The 19480-nt window shown below is 59.2% G+C and carries 23 protein-coding genes; 16 read left to right on the top strand and 7 right to left on the bottom strand.

The window, feature by feature from the left end; genetic code table 11:
- Window positions 1-65 precede the first annotated feature (65 nt).
- Complete coding sequence (locus J3P96_RS20005; RefSeq protein ID WP_434653161.1) at window positions 66-563, top strand: nuclear transport factor 2 family protein; 498 nt, start codon at window positions 66-68, stop codon at window positions 561-563.
- 33 nt (window positions 564-596) lie between these two features.
- Here the strand turns inward: J3P96_RS20005 and J3P96_RS20000 are convergent, their stop codons facing one another.
- Entirely contained in the window at window positions 597-1412 is an 816-nt protein-coding gene (locus J3P96_RS20000) for a DUF1206 domain-containing protein (RefSeq protein ID WP_434653160.1), read from the bottom strand.
- Between the two features lie 224 nt (window positions 1413-1636).
- Here J3P96_RS20000 and J3P96_RS19995 point away from each other — a divergent pair, with 224 nt between their 5' ends.
- A complete protein-coding gene (locus J3P96_RS19995) occupies window positions 1637-1969 on the top strand; it encodes a type II toxin-antitoxin system HigB family toxin (RefSeq protein WP_434653158.1) in 333 nt (110 codons plus the stop codon).
- The gene (locus tag J3P96_RS19990; RefSeq protein ID WP_434653156.1) at window positions 1966-2604 is read left to right on the top strand and encodes a helix-turn-helix domain-containing protein; all 639 of its coding nucleotides are present in this window, start codon (window positions 1966-1968) and stop codon (window positions 2602-2604) included. The genes J3P96_RS19995 and J3P96_RS19990 overlap by 4 nt, the downstream gene beginning before the upstream one ends.
- Window positions 2605-2617: 13 nt before the next feature.
- On the opposite strand, the gene J3P96_RS19985 is transcribed toward J3P96_RS19990, so the two are convergent.
- Both J3P96_RS19985 and J3P96_RS19980 read right to left on the bottom strand, forming a co-directional pair.
- Window positions 2618-3583 carry an EamA family transporter gene (locus J3P96_RS19985; RefSeq protein WP_434653154.1) on the bottom strand — a complete coding sequence of 322 codons (966 nt, stop codon included), beginning with the start codon at window positions 3581-3583 and terminating at the stop codon, window positions 2618-2620.
- A gap of 205 nt (window positions 3584-3788) precedes the next feature.
- Window positions 3789-4130 (bottom strand): DUF2834 domain-containing protein, encoded by a 342-nt coding sequence (locus J3P96_RS19980; protein WP_434625098.1) that lies wholly within the window; start codon window positions 4128-4130, stop codon window positions 3789-3791.
- A gap of 116 nt (window positions 4131-4246) precedes the next feature.
- Between J3P96_RS19980 and J3P96_RS19975 the strand changes: the two genes are divergently transcribed.
- Both J3P96_RS19975 and dapF read left to right on the top strand, forming a co-directional pair.
- The gene (locus J3P96_RS19975) at window positions 4247-5053 is read left to right on the top strand and encodes a helix-turn-helix domain-containing protein (RefSeq protein WP_434658270.1); all 807 of its coding nucleotides are present in this window, start codon (window positions 4247-4249) and stop codon (window positions 5051-5053) included.
- A gap of 19 nt (window positions 5054-5072) precedes the next feature.
- Window positions 5073-5888: a diaminopimelate epimerase gene (gene dapF / locus J3P96_RS19970; RefSeq protein ID WP_434653152.1), complete on the top strand. Its 816-nt coding sequence runs from the start codon at window positions 5073-5075 to the stop codon at window positions 5886-5888.
- 238 nt (window positions 5889-6126) lie between these two features.
- On the opposite strand, the gene J3P96_RS19965 is transcribed toward dapF, so the two are convergent.
- Complete coding sequence (locus J3P96_RS19965; protein WP_434653150.1) at window positions 6127-6687, bottom strand: nucleotidyltransferase family protein; 561 nt, start codon at window positions 6685-6687, stop codon at window positions 6127-6129.
- A gap of 75 nt (window positions 6688-6762) precedes the next feature.
- Between J3P96_RS19965 and J3P96_RS19960 the strand changes: the two genes are divergently transcribed.
- The 10 genes from J3P96_RS19960 (at window position 6763) to J3P96_RS19915 (ending at window position 14766) form a co-directional block, all read left to right on the top strand.
- Entirely contained in the window at window positions 6763-7578 is an 816-nt protein-coding gene (locus J3P96_RS19960) for a suppressor of fused domain protein (RefSeq protein ID WP_434653149.1), read from the top strand.
- A 72-nt stretch (window positions 7579-7650) separates the two neighbouring features.
- Window positions 7651-7953, top strand: a complete 303-nt coding sequence (locus J3P96_RS19955) for an ArsR/SmtB family transcription factor (RefSeq protein WP_305501316.1) — start codon at window positions 7651-7653, stop codon at window positions 7951-7953.
- 63 nt (window positions 7954-8016) lie between these two features.
- Window positions 8017-8991 carry a zinc-dependent alcohol dehydrogenase family protein gene (locus J3P96_RS19950; protein ID WP_434653148.1) on the top strand — a complete coding sequence of 325 codons (975 nt, stop codon included), beginning with the start codon at window positions 8017-8019 and terminating at the stop codon, window positions 8989-8991.
- Between the two features lie 39 nt (window positions 8992-9030).
- Window positions 9031-9372 (top strand): antibiotic biosynthesis monooxygenase family protein, encoded by a 342-nt coding sequence (locus J3P96_RS19945; protein WP_434653146.1) that lies wholly within the window; start codon window positions 9031-9033, stop codon window positions 9370-9372.
- 157 nt (window positions 9373-9529) lie between these two features.
- Window positions 9530-11719: a response regulator gene (locus tag J3P96_RS19940; protein WP_434653145.1), complete on the top strand. Its 2190-nt coding sequence runs from the start codon at window positions 9530-9532 to the stop codon at window positions 11717-11719.
- A 690-nt stretch (window positions 11720-12409) separates the two neighbouring features.
- Window positions 12410-12820, top strand: coding sequence for a glycine zipper domain-containing protein (locus tag J3P96_RS19935; protein ID WP_434603324.1), 411 nt, complete (start codon window positions 12410-12412; stop codon window positions 12818-12820).
- 121 nt (window positions 12821-12941) lie between these two features.
- Window positions 12942-13115 (top strand): hypothetical protein, encoded by a 174-nt coding sequence (locus J3P96_RS19930; RefSeq protein WP_305495999.1) that lies wholly within the window; start codon window positions 12942-12944, stop codon window positions 13113-13115.
- A gap of 36 nt (window positions 13116-13151) precedes the next feature.
- Window positions 13152-13355 carry a hypothetical protein gene (locus J3P96_RS19925; protein ID WP_305495998.1) on the top strand — a complete coding sequence of 68 codons (204 nt, stop codon included), beginning with the start codon at window positions 13152-13154 and terminating at the stop codon, window positions 13353-13355.
- 87 nt (window positions 13356-13442) lie between these two features.
- A complete protein-coding gene (locus tag J3P96_RS19920) occupies window positions 13443-13814 on the top strand; it encodes a hypothetical protein (RefSeq protein WP_434569308.1) in 372 nt (123 codons plus the stop codon).
- A gap of 256 nt (window positions 13815-14070) precedes the next feature.
- The gene (locus J3P96_RS19915) at window positions 14071-14766 is read left to right on the top strand and encodes an HAD-IA family hydrolase (protein WP_434625083.1); all 696 of its coding nucleotides are present in this window, start codon (window positions 14071-14073) and stop codon (window positions 14764-14766) included.
- Between the two features lie 66 nt (window positions 14767-14832).
- Here J3P96_RS19915 and J3P96_RS19910 read toward each other — a convergent pair whose 3' ends face one another.
- Window positions 14833-15579 carry a 3-oxoacyl-ACP reductase family protein gene (locus J3P96_RS19910; RefSeq protein WP_434653142.1) on the bottom strand — a complete coding sequence of 249 codons (747 nt, stop codon included), beginning with the start codon at window positions 15577-15579 and terminating at the stop codon, window positions 14833-14835.
- Between the two features lie 128 nt (window positions 15580-15707).
- On the opposite strand from J3P96_RS19910, the gene J3P96_RS19905 reads away from it, so the two are divergent.
- A complete protein-coding gene (locus J3P96_RS19905) occupies window positions 15708-16631 on the top strand; it encodes a LysR family transcriptional regulator (RefSeq protein ID WP_434653140.1) in 924 nt (307 codons plus the stop codon).
- Between the two features lie 155 nt (window positions 16632-16786).
- On the opposite strand, the gene J3P96_RS19900 is transcribed toward J3P96_RS19905, so the two are convergent.
- Window positions 16787-17515: an aspartate/glutamate racemase family protein gene (locus J3P96_RS19900; protein ID WP_434653139.1), complete on the bottom strand. Its 729-nt coding sequence runs from the start codon at window positions 17513-17515 to the stop codon at window positions 16787-16789.
- A 59-nt stretch (window positions 17516-17574) separates the two neighbouring features.
- Window positions 17575-19104 carry an NCS1 family nucleobase:cation symporter-1 gene (locus J3P96_RS19895; protein ID WP_434653137.1) on the bottom strand — a complete coding sequence of 510 codons (1530 nt, stop codon included), beginning with the start codon at window positions 19102-19104 and terminating at the stop codon, window positions 17575-17577.
- Window positions 19105-19480: the final 376 nt, after the last annotated feature.

Raw genomic sequence — 19480 nt, 5'->3', positions numbered from 1 at the left:
AGGCACATGTCGTTAAGGTTCTCAGGAAGAACTTTTATCAACTGCATTGCCGTGAGGTAAACATCATGACTACATGGAAAAGTCTGGCCTGGCGTGCCCAGGTTGTTGTGTTGGCTTTAATGCTTTCCACGAGCACCTCCTGGGCTTCGGGAAACACTCAAGAGGCCAATACGAATCTGGTCCGCCAGGCGTTCGCGAACTGGCAGAAGGGCAAAGGCACGGTCTTCGACCTGCTGGCGCCCGATGCGGTCTGGACAGTCGCCGGATCGAGCCCGGTTTCCGGCGTGTATGACAGCAAGACCGAGCTGATCGAACAGGCCGTGCGGCCGATCAGCGCGCGCCTGGCGACTCCAATTTCGCCCACGGTGCAGAGCATCATCGCCCAGGACGACATTGTCGTTGTCCTGTGGAGTGGCACTGCGACAGCTCTCGATCGCAAACCCTACAACAACACCTACCTGTGGCAACTGACCTTCAAGGATGGCCGGATTATTCAGGCGATGGCCTTCCTCGACACCTACGCGTTGAATGAGCTCATGCGCCGGGTTACGCCTGCGCAGTAGAGGGCAGCTGACATAGCAACGGCGCAAGTCGGCCTATGTGTGCGCTACTCCTGGCACATCCATATTGATCTTGCGCCACGCCGCCTCGGAGAAGCTGTAGACCGAAAAGGCAATCAGCCCCAGGGCCATCACCATCAATACCAAGCCTCCGGCCGGCAGATTCTGCAACGCATCAAGGGCATCTTTCATGCCGGGCGGGTCCACGGCTTTATAGGCCGAGCCGCTGATGATCAGCAGCACGGCGATCTCGATAAACACCACCCCGCGGGCGATCAGGCCGAAGCGCGACACCGGCCGTACATAACGCATCACTTCTTCGTCAGCCTCGAAATATTTTTCGAACGAGGCCTTCCAGCCTTTAATGATATGGGCAATGCCGACGCCCAGCGGCACCAGGGCGGCGAGGTAAACCAACAGGTTCGAATGGTCCCAGGACAGGACGCGCGCCAGCAGGTCCTGGGTTTGCCCACCGCCGGAATCCCCGGAGCTTTTCAAGCCACTGATCAGCAGGCCCAGGGCAAAGAACGCCAGCGCGCCATTGACCAGACCGCCCGCCAGCAACCCGGCGCGAATCACCAGGCCCTTGAACTGCGTGCCGTGATGATCAACGTCGCGCGTGGCTTGCAAGATGCGCCAGCCGGCGAAGGCAAGCAGGCCCGCTACCACCAGGCCGACCAAGGCATGGCCGAAGGGCTGGCTCAGCAGCATTTCAAGGCTTTTGTGACTGTCCTTCGGTTTGGTGGAGTCCTGGGCCGCGAGCAAGGCAAGAATGCCGACGATGAGATAAATAACGCCACGAGCGGCATAACCGCCTCGGGCAAGTAGCACCAGGCTCTGGTGTGGGGACATGGGATCTATTCCGCGACAGTGATACAAAAACAGACCCATGGCGTCGGAAGGGGTTCGATTGAAGATGGGGCGCTGACCCATTGGCCTGATGGTTGCGTCGAGGTTCAGCGCACGGCTGGGATTGCTGACGTTTTCCGTCATCATTAAGCTTTCACATTTGCCAACAAACAAAAGTTGTTAAAAAACACAACCAGAGTACCATCGGCCCAAAGACAAGGACGCCCATGGATATACTCACGCCATCCCGCTTTGACGACGCTGCGATTCTGTACCCGAACGACAGGGCTGGGCTTGAGCGCTGCCTGCGCATTTTGAGAATGGCGCGCCCCAAGGAATTCGCAGACCTGCAAAAGCTTTTCGGTACGCACGGTGTCGACTTGTTCAAGCCAAGAGCCGCAATGAATTGGGTTGTGATTGATGTAGGCGGCAATAATCTCAGGGTGATAGGCGGCGTTAACTACGCGCGGCAGAAGTTCTACGTCAAACACGTCTACACGCATGCCGATTACGACGTCGCCAACGTCTGGTATGCAAGAAACAAAGGGACAAAACGATGAGCGCAGCCCGGAACGACTTTCAAACGGTGATCGCAACGCTTGGCGAGCTTTACGCGATACTGGATCGCCTGCGGGGTGAGTTTGTGCACGGCATCAAGACCCCGGCCGACTACGAGCGCGCGACCGATTTGCTCGATGAGCTCACCGATGGGCGTGGGCTGAGCAAGACCGAGGAAAGGATTCTCGCTGAGCTTGAAGAGGAAATCCTGGCGTACCAGCGTGATTCCGACCAGTTTCGCGAATCGAACGCTGCTTTTGAGGCAACCTGCACCCCGGTGCAACTGATCAAGGACCTTATGGAGACGCTCGGGCTCACCGGCTCAGACCTTCCTGAAATCGGTGATAAAACCGCGGTGTCCAAGGTGCTCAATGGAGACCGCCCCATCAGTCACAAGATGGCATATGCGCTGGCTGAGCGGTTTGCGATGGAACCGAGTGCTTTCTTGTCGGCTGGTCCTGCAAAGGCTGCTCATCTCGGAACTGTCGATCTTGCTGTCAGGAAACCCTCAACGTATTACCGCTTTCACAGCGACTCTCCAACTGCACAGCCAGTGAAAGAGGCCGATGCCGCTGAATACAAAGTAGTGACTTCGAAGGGCCGGAGAAAGGCAGTAAAGGAGCCGGATAGGCGATAGCAATACCTGTTGATCAAGGGACACGGGCCACTGTCGATCCACGCGAAGTCAGGATGATACGCACCGCCATGATCACCCCGACAAGCACGGCAGCAAGCCCCGACATCTCCAGTAGCGTCGGCAGCCGGCCATGAAACCACAAGCCAAGCAGTGTCGCGAACAGCGACTCCAGGGCGATCAATTGCCCGGAAAGCACCATGGGCAGGCGCCGGGACGCGGCGTTCCAGGCCCAGGCACCGACGACGGATGACATCAACGCAATAACGAAACTCCAGAGATACAAGTGCCCTGCAACGGAAACACTGAAACCCACGCGCGGCAGTTCGAGCAGGTCGAACGCTTGTATCGCCGGTAACAGGCACACGGTGCCGATTCCCGCACCCGTCATCATGAGGCCTGTCCATACGCCCGAGGCGTTGGGCGATAGCTTCAGCAAGGCGCGTTGATTCAACCAACTGAACGCGAGCCACAAGATCACGGCACCGATAGAAAACAGCAAACCCATCAGCCAGGAACCCTGGCCTGCAACGGGTTGATGGACAGCGCCGAGATTGGACAGCAGCAGGCCCACGGTCAGGAAAACCAGTGGGATCGCCAGTTTGCTCCACTGGAGAGTTTTGGTCGTGGCGTTGCCCAGCAGTGCCAGCAAGACCGGCACCATGCCAATAAAGGCCGGGGTCAGCACCGGCCCACCAAAAATGATACCGGCGGCGATGCATGCGCTATAGCCGAGATAGCCGATCACACCCAGGCCAGCGGCCAGGAGCACCTGATCGAGGCGCAGGAGCCGAAGTCGGGCCCGGTAGAGCAGCACGACACCCAGGCCCAGCGCTCCGGCGATCAGGAATCTTACGATCATCAAATCATAGATTGTGTAGGCCCCGGTGACGTAGGGCGCAATGAAGTTCAGCGCCCAGCTCAGCGTCGCGACTACCGCGAGGGCCAATCCGACGATGAGGTTCGAGCGGACCCGCATCATCAGTCGTGCCCTCCGACATACTGCCCATTGACCAACAACTGCCTTGGTTCAGTACAACCATTGCAACGAATCCGAGTACCTTCGATAAAATCCTGCGTAGACATCGCGTTCTTCTCGACCGTCGTTGGGCCCTGAATGTTTGACAGCAGCGGGGTTCTGGAGGAAATACCCAAGGAAGTTTGGGTAATAATGCCTGAAGCGTGGTTCAAGACGGCGGATGAGCAGGTGCAACCGTCACCGGCGATTGACGTCCAAATCCGTTAACAACGATGTACAGCAACGGACCGATTGATACGAAGATGGCCGTGATCAGGATGTAAGGTAGCAACGATACGAGCGATTTGCCTCTTGCGCGTATGTCCCGGTACATCCAGATGCACGCCATGCAGGCGAGCAGATAAAGGTCGATGACTACTTGCGCGGTGTCTGCGCTGGACATGAGTCTGACGCCGAACGCCAAGAGCGATTGCTCGGCGAGCAACAACGTACACGCCGTGTAAACGGTAAAAAACAGCAGCGTAACAAGTGCGATATAAGGCTTCTTCACTTTGCCTCCCGGGACAGGTTCGTTGATCAGGGAGGTAGGCTAGTGATTTGACCATCATGGTTTCAATGACCTCCGAGGTCATCGACGCCGCCCACCTGCAATGCCAGAGTCAATGGATGACCAATCGACCCATGTCCCGAGCAACGCCGCCAACTTCAGCCGGTGCGCAACTGCGTCACTTGCGCCAACAGGCCAGACTGAGTCAGTTGGATTGCGCACTGATAACAGGGATATCTCAGCGTCACCTAAGCTGCATCGAGACGGGGCGCGCCACGCCAAGCCCTGGCACTCTGCATAACTTACTGACTGCCTTGGATGTACCTTTGGAGCAATGCAACGGCATCTTTCTCGCCAGCGGCTACGCCCCTCGCTACGAAACGACACCGCTCACGTCGTCGTCAATGGAAGTGGTACGTGATGCCATTGATCATATCCTTAATGCCAATAATCCCGCGCCGGCGATTGTTCTGGGCGCTCAATGGGACATCCTTGCAGCCAACGCCAGCGCGGGTGTCCTGTTCGATCTGGTGGGTCTTGCCAGGGATGCCGCGGATGGACTCAATCTCTTGGTGACACTGCTGCAACCCGGCGGCTTGGGCGACCATCTGAGCAACGCCGAGGAAATAAGATTAGTGGCCTGGCAACGGGCATCTCGGGAAGCCTTGAACAATCCCGCATTGGCTGGGATTCTGAAGAGTCTGCCGACTCCACACAGCGCTTCGGCGCTGGCTGACGATCTGCCTCCGTTGTTATTGACGCAGGTCGAGTCGCCCCATGGCGAGCTGACGTTCATGTCAACATTCACCACTTTTGGCATGCCGCTCGACATCACGATGAGCTCGTTGCGTATCGAGCATCTCATTCCTGCCGACGCCAAGACCTGGAAGGTCATGACCAAGGCGTACGAGCAGACGCAACGCTAACGATTTCAGGGAAGAAAACATGCAACCGACACTCAATCTCAACTTTCAGAAAATGCACGCCAATGGCGACGATTTTGTCATCGTCGATTCGCGAAACTCGCCCAGTCCGGTGACCAGTGCGATAGCCCGGCGGATGGGGGATCGGAACCGCGGCGTGGGCTTCAATCAACTCGCGGTGCTGCTCGATTGTGACGATGCCGATGCGCGGGTGATGTTCTGGAACGCAGATGGCTCCGCGCTGGATGTTTGTGGCAGCGCGACGCGCGGGGTGGCGGACCTGCTCATGCGCGAAGCCAATGTTGCTTCGGTAGCGCTACGCACCAACCGTGGTCTGTTGATCTGCGAGCGTACGCCAAACGGCGACATTTGCGTCGACATGGGCGTGCCACTTTACGGCTGGTCGGACATTCCCCTGTCGCAGGACCTCGATTCCACCGTTTTGCCCCTCGCCGGTAGTCCAGCCGCGTGCAGCATGGGCAACCCGCATTGCACATATTTTGTCGACGATCTGGCTGACGTTGATATCGCCATTATCGGACCAGCCATCGAAACCCACCCGCTATTTCCACTCAAGACCAATGTTCATTTCGTCCAGGTCGTTGATCGCACGCATATCCGATTGCGCATCTGGGAGCGCGGGGCGGGCATTGCGCTGGGTTCAGGTTCTTGCTCGTGCGGCGCGGTTGTCAACGGAATCCGTCGTGGACTGCTGGATAGTACCGTCGAAGTTAAATGTGATGGCGGAAACGTGACGGTGCAATGGGATGGCGTGAGTTCGGTCTTTCTGATCGGGCCGGTGGAGGCAAGTTTCTCAGGGACAATGAGTCAAGCTTGAATGGGCAGGTGCTTGAACCCCGAGCCGATTTCTGTGGCAGCGAGCCTGCTCGCGAAGGCGGCAGCTGCTTCCGTACATGATCTTACAGGTACACGCTTCGTGGCGAGGGCGCTTGCTCCCGCTCGACGGCGTAGCCGTCGTAGACCGGTGGATGCAGTTCGTCTGGAAGAACGTTTGGGGCGGCTTTGCCGCCCAGCGGGAGCAAGCTCCCTCGCCACCAGGACCATGGAGATTTGCATCATGTTTCCATGATCCTGAGCCACGGCCAGCGAGCCTGATAACTTCTCGCTTTCTCAACGAACAAATCCGGCTGGGGATTTTTTGGATTGATACGGAGAATGCCTTGCTCTACGTCACCCAGGCCGTAAGGCGCATAGACTTCACCGGTTTCAACATCCACTCCGATACAGGTCCCCGCAATCAAATAACGATCAACACCATCCTTGGCCGACTGAAGCTGAGGATAAGACTTGCCAAACCGCTGACCGTACCAAAGGTGGACGCGAGCCTGGTTCTTGATCTCGATGCTGACGTCGACGTCCTGGAAGAGTTGCCGGGCGGCGTTGATCACTTCATTCTCGGCTTCCCAGGACAGGTCCGGATCGAAGTAAAAAACATCGTAGTCCTTCACCCCCCAAGCGGGCGCTTGCTGCGTTTGATGATTCCAGACGGCCTGGAACATGCAGCCAGCGGTAAGCATGGATTGATCCAGGCCGAGCGAAGGCAGTCGCGCGGTGATTTGCGCGTTGATGGGGTTGGTCATTGCTATCCTGACCAGGCTTTCGGCCGTCATCGTCATAGGTATCCCTTTGGAAAATCGATCCAGGCTGGCGCCTGACCTTACCGCAACTGCAAGTTTCAAACAGGAACACCCATGAATTTCTTCAAGAAGCTCTTCGGTTCATCAAAAGCCCCTGAAATCCAGGACGCGCCGCCAACGCCGCAGACCCACGAGCTCGGCGACCTGACCGAGGCTGAAGCAGCCAATCTTGCGATCCGGGAAGCGGGTGAAGCGTGCCTGGATCGTCATTGGCGGGCTGTCGGCACCGTCGAGCGGGATGTTCTTGCCTATATGATCAGTCCAACCTTTTCCGGTGGCCCTTACTGGCCCTCCACCCGCCAGGCCTACCGCGTGGTTCGCCGTGGCGACACGATCATTCTCGCCACGGAAGGCCTGTCGGATCCGTTCGATGATACGGAAGGAATGGGCAACGGTTTCGAAATGGAGCTGTTCGTCGAAACTGCAGATATACCCGAGCACGCCTATGGCCCCGTGGGTGAGGTCGATCCTTTCAAGCGCAGCTGGGCATTCGAGCTCGTGGAGCAGGTTGCCAGGACGGTCGCCGACGCTGGCGGCATCACGCACCAGCTTGATCAGTACGGGGCGCTGTCCCTGGAGATTCCCGGGTTCAGCCAATCGCACCCTATGAGTGAGCAACTGCCCAAGCTCTTCGTAACGGATGATGATTGCACTGGGGTCCTGCTGGGAGCCCCCGAGCCGGACTTCTCTACCCGAGTGGAGGATATGCCCTTGTCACCGGTCAGATTGGTGCCGGTGGTGTTGATCACCGCGGCGGAGTTGGAGTACGTGCGTTCCGGTGGGCGAGCGGCGCGGGAGGATCTGGTGGGCCGTTTGCAGGAGGCGGGCGTCGGACATATGAGCAGCCTGCATCGAGCGAGTGTGGTGTGAGTCGGATGGGCTCGGACGAAAAGCTTGAAGTTGCGTATTGACATATCTAAAAATCTCGATATCCTCGGCGTCATGGAATTGATCGAAATATTCAAAGCGCTCTCGAACCCTACACGCCTTCAGATCCTGAAGGGTCTGAAGGACCCCGCAAAGAACTTCCCTCCGCAGGATGAAGGTGACGTTCATACGGTGGGAGTCTGCGTCAGCAGTATTCAAGAAGGTATCGGACTGTCGCAGTCGACGGTGTCCGGTTATCTTGCGACGTTGCAACGAGTGGGGTTGGTCGAAGTCAGGCGCATCGGTCAGTGGACTTACTACAAGCGCAATGAAGCAGCCATCAGCGCGCTTGCGGAGATCATAGGGACAGAACTGTAATTTTTTTGCCGCAGTATATCGAGATATCTCGATATCCCTTTTTATCGATACGAGGATTTTGCAATGAAAGCGATGGTACTCAAGTCATTTGGCGGGTCGGGTTCGTTCGAGCTTCGCGATGTGCCCAAGCCTGTGCCGCAGACAGGACAAGTCCTGGTCCGGGTACATGCAACCTCCATCAATCCGTTGGATTATCAGGTTCGACGCGGCGACTATCCCGACCTGGTGCAACTGCCGGCCATTACCGGCCACGATGTATCGGGCGTTGTCGAAGAAGTTGGGCCGGGAGTGACCAACTTCGCTCCGGGCGATGAAGTCTGGTACACCCCGCAAATATTCGACGGGCCAGGAAGTTATGCCGAGTACCACGTCGCTGCCGAGAGCATCGTCGGGAAGAAGCCAGCCTCGCTGAGCCATCTTGAGGCGGCGAGCCTGACCCTGGTTGGCGGGACGGTATGGGAAGCATTGATCGTGCGTGCGGCGCTCAGAGTGGGAGAAAGCATTCTGATACACGGCGGCGCGGGAGGCGTCGGCCATGTGGCGATCCAGTTGGCAAAAGCCATGGGAGCACAGGTATTCACCACCGTGCGCGAGGCAAACGCCGAGTTCGCACGCAGCATGGGCGCCGATGTGATCATCGACTACGAAAAACAGGATTATGTTGAAGCCGTCATGCGAGAAACGGGTGGCCGCGGTGTGGATGTCGTGTTCGACACCATCGGCGGCAACACATTGTCACGCAGCCCTGACGTGCTCGCACAACTTGGCCGCGTCGTCACGATCGTCGACATTTCACAGCCACAGAACGTCGTTCAGGCCTGGGGCAAGAACGCGAGTTATCACTTCGTTTTCACCAGACAGAACCGCGGCAAACTCGATGAGTTGAGCGCATTGGTAGCGCGAAGTCTGCTGCGGCCACATGTCGGCGCCGTCTATTCGCTGGCCGACATCGGGCTCGCCCATGCCCGGCTGGAAAGTCCAAACAATGGCATTCGAGGAAAAATCGCGATCGCAGTCGAGCCGTCGCTCATCGCGTAATGCGCTTTTTCAACCGCTTGAATCATTTCGAGGTACGCCATGATTTACGAGATCGCTCTGCTCCCGGTTCACAAAGAATGCATTGAAATGTTCAGACGAGCATTTGCCGAGGTCGCCCCTTTGCTCACCCGAGCAAAGGGCTACGGCAGCCATTTGCTGGCGCAAGGGATTGAAACCCCCGAGCAATTCAACCTGATCGTGCGATGGCAATCACTTGAGCATCACACACCGGGTTTCGAAGAGAGTGAAGACCACCGGCTGTTCATGCTGGGCTTGGAGGAATACTTTTCTGAAGAACCGAGGGTCTACCACATCGAGGGGCCGGCTTTTTTTATCGGTGAAGGTGCTGATCCAGGCGGCGCCGTCAGCCGGGGAATCTAAGCCGATCCCTATTCTCCGAGTGCCCGGTCCTTTCAGCCCGACCCATCCGACAATCCAATCGCGCATTCTCACGTGACGCGGGATAATACGGCTCAGCTTGGGGTCACAAGCGTTTCCCCCCTCGTTGGGATTGGCGGTTGAGCAAGGATCGAAGGCAATGACAGATTGGCTCCAGAGCTACGGAGAAATGGCTGAACGGGTCCGCCGCCATGACTGGGACAGCACGCCACTCGGGCCGCCCGCGCAATGGCCCGATGTGCTGAAGACAACCGTGGCGCTGAGCCTGGCTTCGCATTTCCCTCAGGCCATCGTCTGGGGACCGGACTTGATCACGTTATACAACGATGCGTTCATGCCCATTCTCGGCAGCAAACCCGAGGCGCTGGGGCGGCCGTTCAATGAGGTCTGGCGGGAGGCCTGGAGCGAGATCGGCCCTATCGTGGGGGCGGCTTTCGATGGACAGGCGACGTTTATCGAGAACTTTCCCCTGGTGATCGAGCGCGGTGGTGGTCCTGAACAGGCCTATTTCACCTTCTGCTACAGCCCTATCCGCGACCAGTTCGGCAAAGTGGTGGGCATGCTCGACACGGTCACCGAGACCACTGCGACTGTATTCATGACCCAGCGCCTGGCGGTGCTCGATGCAATCGGCAGCGCCGTGGCGAATGCCACCGATCCACAGGCGATCATGGCGGTCACCGCCCGGATCCTGGCGGCGCACCTCAACCTGTCCAACTGCGCATACGCAGACATGGACGAAGACGAGGACGGCTTTACAATTCGCGGCGATTGGGCCCGGGCCGGGTCGCCGAGTATCGTCGGGCACTACCGACTGGCGGATTTCGGTCGGCTGGCGGTCGCCAACCTGGGCGCCGGCAAGCCGCTGGTGATCAATGACAACCTCGCGGAGTTGGCACCGGAGGAGGCGGCAGCGTTCCAGTCGATCGGTATTGCGGCGACTATTTGTGTTCCGTTGATCAAGAATGGACGCTTGACCGCCCTGATGGCCATCCACGATAAAACGCCCCGGATCTGGTCGTCCAACGATCTGGCGCTGCTGCTGGAAGTCACCGAGCGATCCTGGGCGCACATCGAACGTGCTCGGGCGGACGCGGCCGTGCGCGAAGGCCTCGCCGCCCTGGCCGAACTGAACGCAACGCTGGAGCAACGGGTCGAGGAGCGCACTACACGATTGAGGCAGACCGAAGCGGCGCTGCACCAGTCGCAGAAACTCGAAGCCATCGGCCAGCTCACCGGCGGCGTGGCCCACGATTTCAACAACCTGCTGACGATCATCCGCTCCTCTGTCGATTTCCTGCGCATGCCCAACCTGTCCGACGAGCGCCGGCAACGCTACATGACCGCCGTTTCCGAGACGGTGGAACGTGCTTCGAAGCTGACCAGCCAATTGCTGGCGTTTGCCCGGCGCCAGCCGTTGACGCCGGAAATCATCGACGTGCGCAAGCAGGTACAGAGCCTCGGCGACATGCTGGAGACCGTGACCGGGGCGCGTATTCACGTCAAGGTCGAACTGTGCGAGCAGCCCTGTTACATCCGCGCCGACCTGAGCCAGTTCGAAACGGCGTTGATCAACATGGCCCTGAACGCCCGGGATGCGATGAACGGCCAGGGAACGCTGTGGCTACGGCTCAATTGCGGTGCAGGCATGCCGCCGATCCGCGGCCATTCCGGGGCAGGGCAGGCATTTGCCGCGATTGCCCTGGAAGACACCGGCACGGGTATTGCCCCGGAGGCACTTGAACACATCTTCGAACCGTTCTTCACCACCAAGGAGGTGGGCAAGGGAACGGGGTTGGGATTGTCCCAAGTGTTCGGTTTCGCAAAACAGTCCGGTGGCAATGTCGATGTCTCTACCGTGGTCGGAAAGGGCAGCGTATTTACCTTGTATCTTCCGGAGGTGGAGCCCGAGGAGCAGCATGAACCCGAGGGAGAGGAAAACTCTCTGCTGGTGCTGGAAAAAGGCCGGCGCCGGGTATTGGTCGTGGAGGACAATCTGGAGGTGGGGCGCTTTGCCAACCAGATCCTGCAAGACCTGGGATATGAAACGGCCTGGGCGACCAATGCCGAACAGGCGCTGGAAATGGTCGGCCCGGATGCGATGGCGTTCGACGCGATATTTTCCGATGTGATCATGCCGGGCATCAGTGGCATTGCCTTGGCCAGGCAACTGCGCCAGCGCCGCAAGGATCTGCCGGTGGTGCTGACCTCCGGCTACAGCGAGGAGCTGGCCCACAGCGGGCATGAAGGTTTCGCGTTTTTGTCCAAGCCTTACTCCGCCGATCAGGTTTCCCGGGTTTTAAACCAGACGCTGTTGGGTTCGGACTGAGTTGTTTCGGTTTTGAAACAACGCTTACCCGTTCGTCGGCGAGGCGGTCCCTTGAATCATTGGTCTGTTGATGACCGGCTAGTCTCAATTCGAAGGTCGGTATTTCCAGGCAATTGGTTATTGCCGGTATCGGCTCGATGAAAGGGGAAAAATGCGATGGGAGCACCGTACAGCGAGGAGAACGGAGCCGCGTATCCGATCAATGAAGGGTTGCAGTGTGGGCAATCGGCCTATCGGTCGGATTTTGGTGACGAGCCAATCAAGTCAATCCGGACCAAGGTGGCCAAGGTGCCGCGGGGCGAGAAGGCCAAGTTCTTGCCCAGGGTCCCGCTCAGCAAATAACCGCCGTGGCCAGGGGGCATGTTCGCGCTCGGGCGCGATGGGATTGCGGTGCAATCCAGCGGGAGCAAGCTCCCTCGCCACGGGGAATTCCAGCGTTTGTATAAATATTTTTTTATCTTTTTTCGACTGACGTTTTCTTTCACGTTTCTTTCACAAGCAGGCGCGTAGTCTGAGCTCATCCGTTAGAAAGCAGTACCTGCCCGTTTCCCCAGCGGGCTTTTTTTTGCCTGTCATAAAACTACCCCTGCGTTTGTTGTCGAACCGTCATGGCTGACACGGTTTGGCGTACACTCGCGCCAGCGCGCACCGGCCATCTCTCCCCGATGCGGCATTCTTGAGGTTTTTATCATGCGTTTGACTTTGTCCACCTTGGTGCTTGGGCTTGTGTTCGCTCAGGGCGCGATGGCCGCTGGCGACGGTACCGCTGCGGTTGGCGGTGGCTTGGGCGGTGTTCTGGGGAACGTGGTCGGCCAGCAGATGGGCGGCAGCACAGGCGCGGCGATTGGCGCCGGTGTCGGCGGTGCAGCCGGCAGTGCGGTCGGGGCTCGCAAGGGCAGCCGTACGGAAGCGGCCATCGGTGGTGGTCTGGGATCGGCCGGTGGTTCGATTGTTGGCAATCGCCTGGGCGGGTCCACGGGCTCGACTATCGGCGCGGGCGTCGGTGGGGCGGCAGGCGGCGCGTTGGGCAGCAACCTGTCCAACGATAACGACGGACATTCGAAGAGCAAGAAGCACAAGCACAAGAGAAAGCATCGCTGAGCGAATGCATGCATGAAAAAACCCGGCCCTGTGCCGGGTTTTTTCATATTGGCTATTTCCCGGAACGTTTACCTCGTCATCGCCTCGAATTGATACATCCACTTGCATTATGAGGTATGCCATGACCCCGGAAACCGAAGGCAAGGAAGAAAAAGGCCCCTCGGGCGTCCCGTTCATCAATGATCCAGGCGTCAACGACCCGGGCAACGAAGATCCCGGTTCCCTGATGGATGACGCCCAGGTGCCCTTGATCGAGGATGAAGAGACCGAAGTTGAGGATGAATCCTACGATTGAGCCTTCCAGCCCAAACTGCACGACCAGGAGATTGTTATGACTGCCGACTCGCCTGTTCCCGATGACGATGAAACCCCGGAATATCCGTTGCCTTCGCCCACCGACTCATTGAGCCGCGATCAGCGTCCACCTGATGACGATGCTGGAGTTGAGCAGGTGCCAAGCGAAGATGAAGACGTCGAGGCGGCGCCGGACGATCCCGATATTGCCGGTGATGATGCTTCCGGCAAGCCAAGCTGAAGAGCAGTTCCGTCCGTCCGGTTGTCGGCACCATCAGTCAATGATGGTTGCCACACATCAGGTAGCTATCTGAAAAGGAGACTTATCATGATGAAGCCAAACATGACCGCGCTGGCGTTGGCCGGGATTCTGTCGGCCAGCTCGTTGGCGGCTTTCGCCCAATCCGACAGCGCGCCCGTGGACAAGGGAGGCATGCCGCCCTCTACTCAGATGGACGCCGGCTCCACCACCGAGAAAGCCGGTAACGCTCTGCCACCCGGTTCCGTGGGAGGAGGCAATGGCGGCGATGCCAGCGGCAGCAGCACCAGCCCGGGAACCGGGAGCGGCTCCACCAGCGGTGGCAGTACGATGGGCGGCGGTTCTTCCGGCTCAAGTAGTGGAACCGGTAGCAGCAGTAGTAGCGGTGGCAGCTCCAGCGGCGGCGGATCGGGCTCCGGTTCCGGCGGCTCCGGCGGCTAATGCATGACCCTCTGCTGAATCATCCAATCTGTTCGTGGCGAGGGAGCTTGCTCCCGCTGGGCGCCAGGCGCCCCTGAAACGTAGTCAACTGCCGCCCGGCCAAGGCGCGGCCGATCCCTCGCCACCCCCTTGAAAATTTCCCATTGCCTGCGCCAAGCACGGCTCGTTATTCTGCTGAATCCTTTAAGGCGAACACGCTGCGCTGGCCGCACCTGAGCCATCCCTGGAATGTTGTGTTGATAACGGATCAGATGCGATGAATGCACCGCTGAAAAAATTTGGCCCGATCAAGGCCGTGATTTTCGATATGGATGGCCTGCTGTTGGACACCGAGGGTATCTACACCGAGGTCACGTCCATCATCGCCGAGCGCTACGGGCGCACGTTCGACTGGAGCGTCAAGCAGAACATCATCGGGCGCGGCGCCGGGGACCTGGCGCGCTACGTGGTGCAGGCGCTGGAGCTGCCGATCACCCCGGAGGAATTTCTGGTGATTCGTGAACCGCTCATGCGTGAACGTTTCCCCCACGCTCTGGCGATGCCCGGCGCGGAGGAATTGGTGCGGCATCTCAAAGCCCACGACGTGCCTATAGCGGTGGGAACCAGTTCGTCGCGTCAGTCGTTCGAGCTGAAAACCACCCTGCACCGGGATTGGTTCGCGCTGTTCGACTTCATTGTTACCGCCGATGACCCCGAAGTGGGAGCGGCGAAACCGGCGCCGGACATCTTTCTCACCGCTGCCCGTCGCCTGGGTGTTGCGCCGGCGGATTGCCTGGTCTTCGAGGATTCCCCGTTTGGTGTGACGGCGGCGAAGGCGGCAGGCATGACGGCTATTGCGATTCCCGACTCGGCCATGGCCGACGAAAAGTACAGCCATGCCGACGCCATTATCCGTTCGCTCAAGCTGTTCCAGCCAGGCCTGTGCGGTTTGCCGGAACTGGAATGGGCCTGAAAAAGGGCTGCTGCGCCCGAAAGCGTCGAAGCAGCCCGGCGGGAGCAGGCTCCCGCGCGACGTGGGTCAGGCGCCGAAACCACCGTCGATTGTCAGGCTGGCCCCGGTGATATAGGCCGCTTCCGGACCCGCGAGGTAGGCGACGAAGCTGGCGATTTCTTCCACCGTGCCATAACGGCCTACCGCCATGAGCTCCATCAGGCTGGAGGCGAAATCGCTATCCGCCGGGTTCATGTCAGTGTCCACCGGGCCGGGCTGAACATTGTTGACGGTAATGCCGCGTGGGCCCAGGTCGCGAGCCAGGCCTTTGGTCAGGCCCACCAGCGCGGATTTGCTCATGGCGTAGGTGGCGCCGCCAGCGAAGGGCATGCGGTCGGCATTGGTGCTGCCGATATTGATGACCCGGCCCCCTTCGCTCATATGCCGTGCGGCTGCCTGAGTGGCGACAAATACGCTGCGCACGTTGATGGCGAGGGTCTGGTCAAAATCTTCCAGCTTGAATTCATCCAGCGGCGCCAACGCCAGGATGCCCGCGTTGTTGACCAGGATGTCCAATCGGCCAAAGGCGTCGACGGTGGCCTGGACGGCATGGCGGATGGCGTCGGCATCGGCGCTGTCGGCCTTGATCGCCAGGGCCTTGCCGCCGGCGGCGGTGATGCTGTTCTGCATTTCTTCAGACTTGGCGCCGGAGCTGACATAGGTGAAGGCCACGGCCGCGCCTTCTGCGGCAAGGCGTTTGACAATGGCGGCGCCGATGCCACGGGAACCGCCTTGGACCAAGGCGACTTTGCCACTCAGTGTTTGCGTGCTCATGCGGGTGTTCTCCAAAGGTGCCGGGGCGAGATGCCGCGGTTGATGGGGTGAGTATCAAGACCAGCCGATCGGCTGTGTAGACCTTCATTGATATAGTCTGTGTAAACCAAAAGTTTAGAGTGGGCGTCATGGAGAGTTTCAGCAGTATCGAATGTTTTGTCCGCAGCGCCGAGGTCGGCAGCTTCGCCGAGGCCGCACGCCGCTTGAGCCTGACCCCGGCGGCGGTAGGCAAAAGCGTCGCCAAGCTTGAAGCGCGCCTGGGCGTTCGGCTATTCCAGCGCAGCACCCGCAGCCTGGCCTTGACCGAGGCCGGCCAACTGTTCCTGCGGGAAGTGGGCAGCAGTTTCAATACGATCCAGAACGCCGTCGCCAACCTGGCCAGCGCCGGCGGGCAGCCAGCCGGTACGCTGAAGGTGAGCATGGGCACGGCGTTCGGCCGGTTGTATATCGTGCCGTTGCTGGGTGAGTTTTTGCGCCGATACCCGGCAATCAACCCGGACTGGCATTTCGATAACCGTCAGGTGGACCTGATCGGCCAGGGTTTCGATGCCGCCATCGGCGGCGGCTTCGAACTGCCCCAGGGCGTCGTGGCGCGTAAATTGACAGTGGCTCATCGGGTGCTGGTTGCGTCCGGACAGTATGTGCAAAACCACGCTGCCGTCGTTGAGCCGCAGGATCTGGGGCAACATCAGGGAATCCTGATCCGCTCACCGCAGACAGGGCGTATCCGTTCCTGGCAACTGACCAGCCGCAACCGCGAACACAGCCCGCTGACACTCAAGGCGCAAATGACCATGAGTGACTCGGAAGCCGCCTGCATCACCGCAGCCCAAGGGCTGGGCATTGCCCTGGTGAGCATGCCGTTTGCCGTGCCGTTCCTGGACAGCGGCGCACTGCAACGGGTGCTGCCGGACTGGTACGTCGACGATGGCAACATCTCGATCTACTACGCCGAGCACAAACTGCTGCCGGGCAAGACCCGGGCGTTCGTGGATTTCATCATCGAGCAGTTTGCCGAGCGGGGGCTGGCGCAGCGGTTCAGTGCTGTTTGAGCCTGGCTGGGAGTCGAGTCGCCCTCATTCGCGAGCAGGCTCGCTCCCACATTGGTTTGGCGGTGACCGCACCTTTTGTGCCCCGCAAAAATCCACTGTGGGAGCGAGCCTGCTCGCGAAAGGGGCAACGCAGTCTAAAGCCTAAAGCCGCAAACTCACCGCCCAAACCGCCCCGGCCAGCCAATGATGGTCTTCGGTCGCGGCGTCGCATAAGTGCGCACTTTCGACGTGGACAACCCCAGCCGCACCAGCGACTCGGCAATCGTCACCGCCGCCGTCACGCCATCGACCACAGGCACTCCGGTGCGTTGACGAATCTGCTCATCCAGCCCGGCCATGCCGCCGCAACCCAGGCAGATCACTTCGGCCTTGTCCCGGCTGACGGCGAGTTCCGCCTGATGGACGATGGCTTCAACCGCCCGCTGCGGGTCTTGCTCAAGTTCCAGCACCGCCAGGCCACTGGCCCGGACTGAGGCGCAGCGGTCGAACAGGCCGGAAAGCTTGAGCCGGTCCTCGATCAGCGGCACCGTGCGGTCCAGGGTGGTGACGACCGAGTAGGCATGACCAAGAAACATGGCCGTGCTGGCGCCGGCGTCGGTGATGTCCACCACTGGCACGTTGAGTAGTTCCTGCAGTCCTTCCCGACCGTGTTCGCCGTAGCCGGCCTGGATCACCGCGTCGAACGGCTGGTCGTAGGACATCACCCGGTCCATCACGGCGATGGCGGCCAGGTAGCTTTCAAAATTGCCTTCGATCGAGTCTGCCCCGAAATGCGGCGTCAGCCCGACGATCTCGGTTCCCGGCGCGGCAACGGCCTGGGCCTGGCGCGCGATGGACTGAGTGATGGACTCGGTGGTGTTGACGTTGACGATGAGAATTCGCATGAGTGGTCCTTTTTTCAGCGTAACGGTAAACGGCCCGAATCCCCGGGCCTTTCGAACAATCAATGGCTGACGTTATCCACGGCAATGGACTCACCGCTGACGTCCTCGTAATACCCCTCGCGCTTGGCAACGATCAGGTACAGCAGCCCTGCAATCGAAGCGCCAATCAGCCAGGAGAAGGGAGAAATACTGTCGAAGCCGGGCACCAGCGCCATGACAATCGCGATCAGCGCCGCTGGAATGAATGCCGCTACCGCCCGCAGGTTGACCCCGTTGCTGTAGAAATACGCACCGTTTGGGTCCTCGCTGTAGAGTTGCGGCACGTTGACGCGGCCTTTTCGCAGCAACCAGTAGTCGACCATGATCACGCCGTACAGCGGCCCGAGCAGGGCGCCGAGACCGGAGAGGAAATACACGATCACCAGCGGGCTGTTGTAGAGGTTCCACGGCAGGATCAGCACGGCGATGGCGGCGCTGATCAGTCCGGCACGACGGAAGTTCAGGTATCTGGGCGCCAGGTTGCTGAGGACGAAGGCCGGGGCGACAAAGTTGGCCATGATATTCACCGCCACGGTGACGATCAGGAACGCCAGGCAACCAAGCACCAGGAAAAACGTGTTGGGAATCGAGGCGATGACCTGGGTCGGGCTCTCGATGACCTGGCCATTGATCTGGAACTGCGCACCGCACAACAGGATGGTGATGGCGGCAAATACCAGAATATTCACCGGCAGGCCCCAGAAATTTCCGACGACGATTGTCCGCCGGCACGGCGAAGAGCGAGCGAAATCGCAGAAGTTGAGGATCAACGTGCCATAGATCGCCAGCCACAGCGCACCACCGGCGAATATGTTGCGCCACATCTCACCGCCGGCCAGCGGCTCGCGGATCGACCAGGCAATCGTCGCACCGGCCTGAAAGTACATCCAACCGGCCAACGCCGCGACGGTCACCAGGATGACCGGGCCGGCGAAGCCTTCATAGCGCCGCACGGTTTCCATGCCATAGGCCAGGATCATCAGTTGCACGAACCAGATGGCGACGAAGCATACCCAGCCCAGGCTCGACAGCCCGAGGATCGAGTTCTGATCATAATCGGCAAAGCCCGGATGAATCGCCACCAGCAGCACCCGAAACACCACGGACGCCAGGTAAGTCTGGATACCAAACCAGGCAATTGCGATGACGGCCCTGATCAGTGCGGGAATCTGCGCACCGTGTATGCCAAAACTGATCCGGCTGATGACCGGAAACGGCACGCCGGTCTTCTGCCCCATATAGCCGGACAGATTCATGAAGCCGTACACCAGCGCCGCGCCGATCCCCAGCGACAGTAGAATCTGCCAACCGCCCAGTCCCAAGGCATACAGGCCGATGGCGAATGAATAATTGGCAATGTTATGCACGTCGTTGGTCCACAGGGCGAAGATGCTGTAGCGGCCCCAGCGTCGCCCTTCGGCTTTGGTGGGCGCGAGGTCCTTGTTATGCAGCCTTGGACTCAAGGTGAGAGGGGCCGCGGGTTGTTCATCCAGGGCAGCGGTTGGGGAGGGCAGATCCAGCGCGATGTTATTGGAAAGACTTGTACGCATTCCGGCAGGCTCCTGACTCTCAGGCCACGATGACTGTGCTTGAGCGCGAGGCTCGGCAGATCTTCGTCGCGGCGGTGAGCATCATTGGTTACGGGGCATCTGCAGCCTGTACGGGATAGGGCGCTTCAGGCTTGCGGATCGAAAAGTGTGTGTATGTTTTTGTATTGTTGTATACAAAACACTTGTCGAGTTAAGCCAGATGTATGCCACTTACGAGTCTAGCTTTGGCGTCGTTAATTTCGTTTTGTTATGTTTGACGGATAAATCACTGAAATGCTGGAAGTTAAAACTGACCGTTCGAACAGGTATTTATTTTAGAGGTCGAGCGCCAACGGGAAGGAAAGCAGGCAGCGCGCAAGGGTGCCTGTAACTTTTA

It is taken from the genome of Pseudomonas sp. R3-56 (assembly GCF_051132075.1).
In the GTDB taxonomy this organism is placed as follows: Bacteria; Pseudomonadota; Gammaproteobacteria; order Pseudomonadales; family Pseudomonadaceae; genus Aquipseudomonas.
This window is presented reverse-complemented; position numbering and strand designations above follow the sequence as displayed.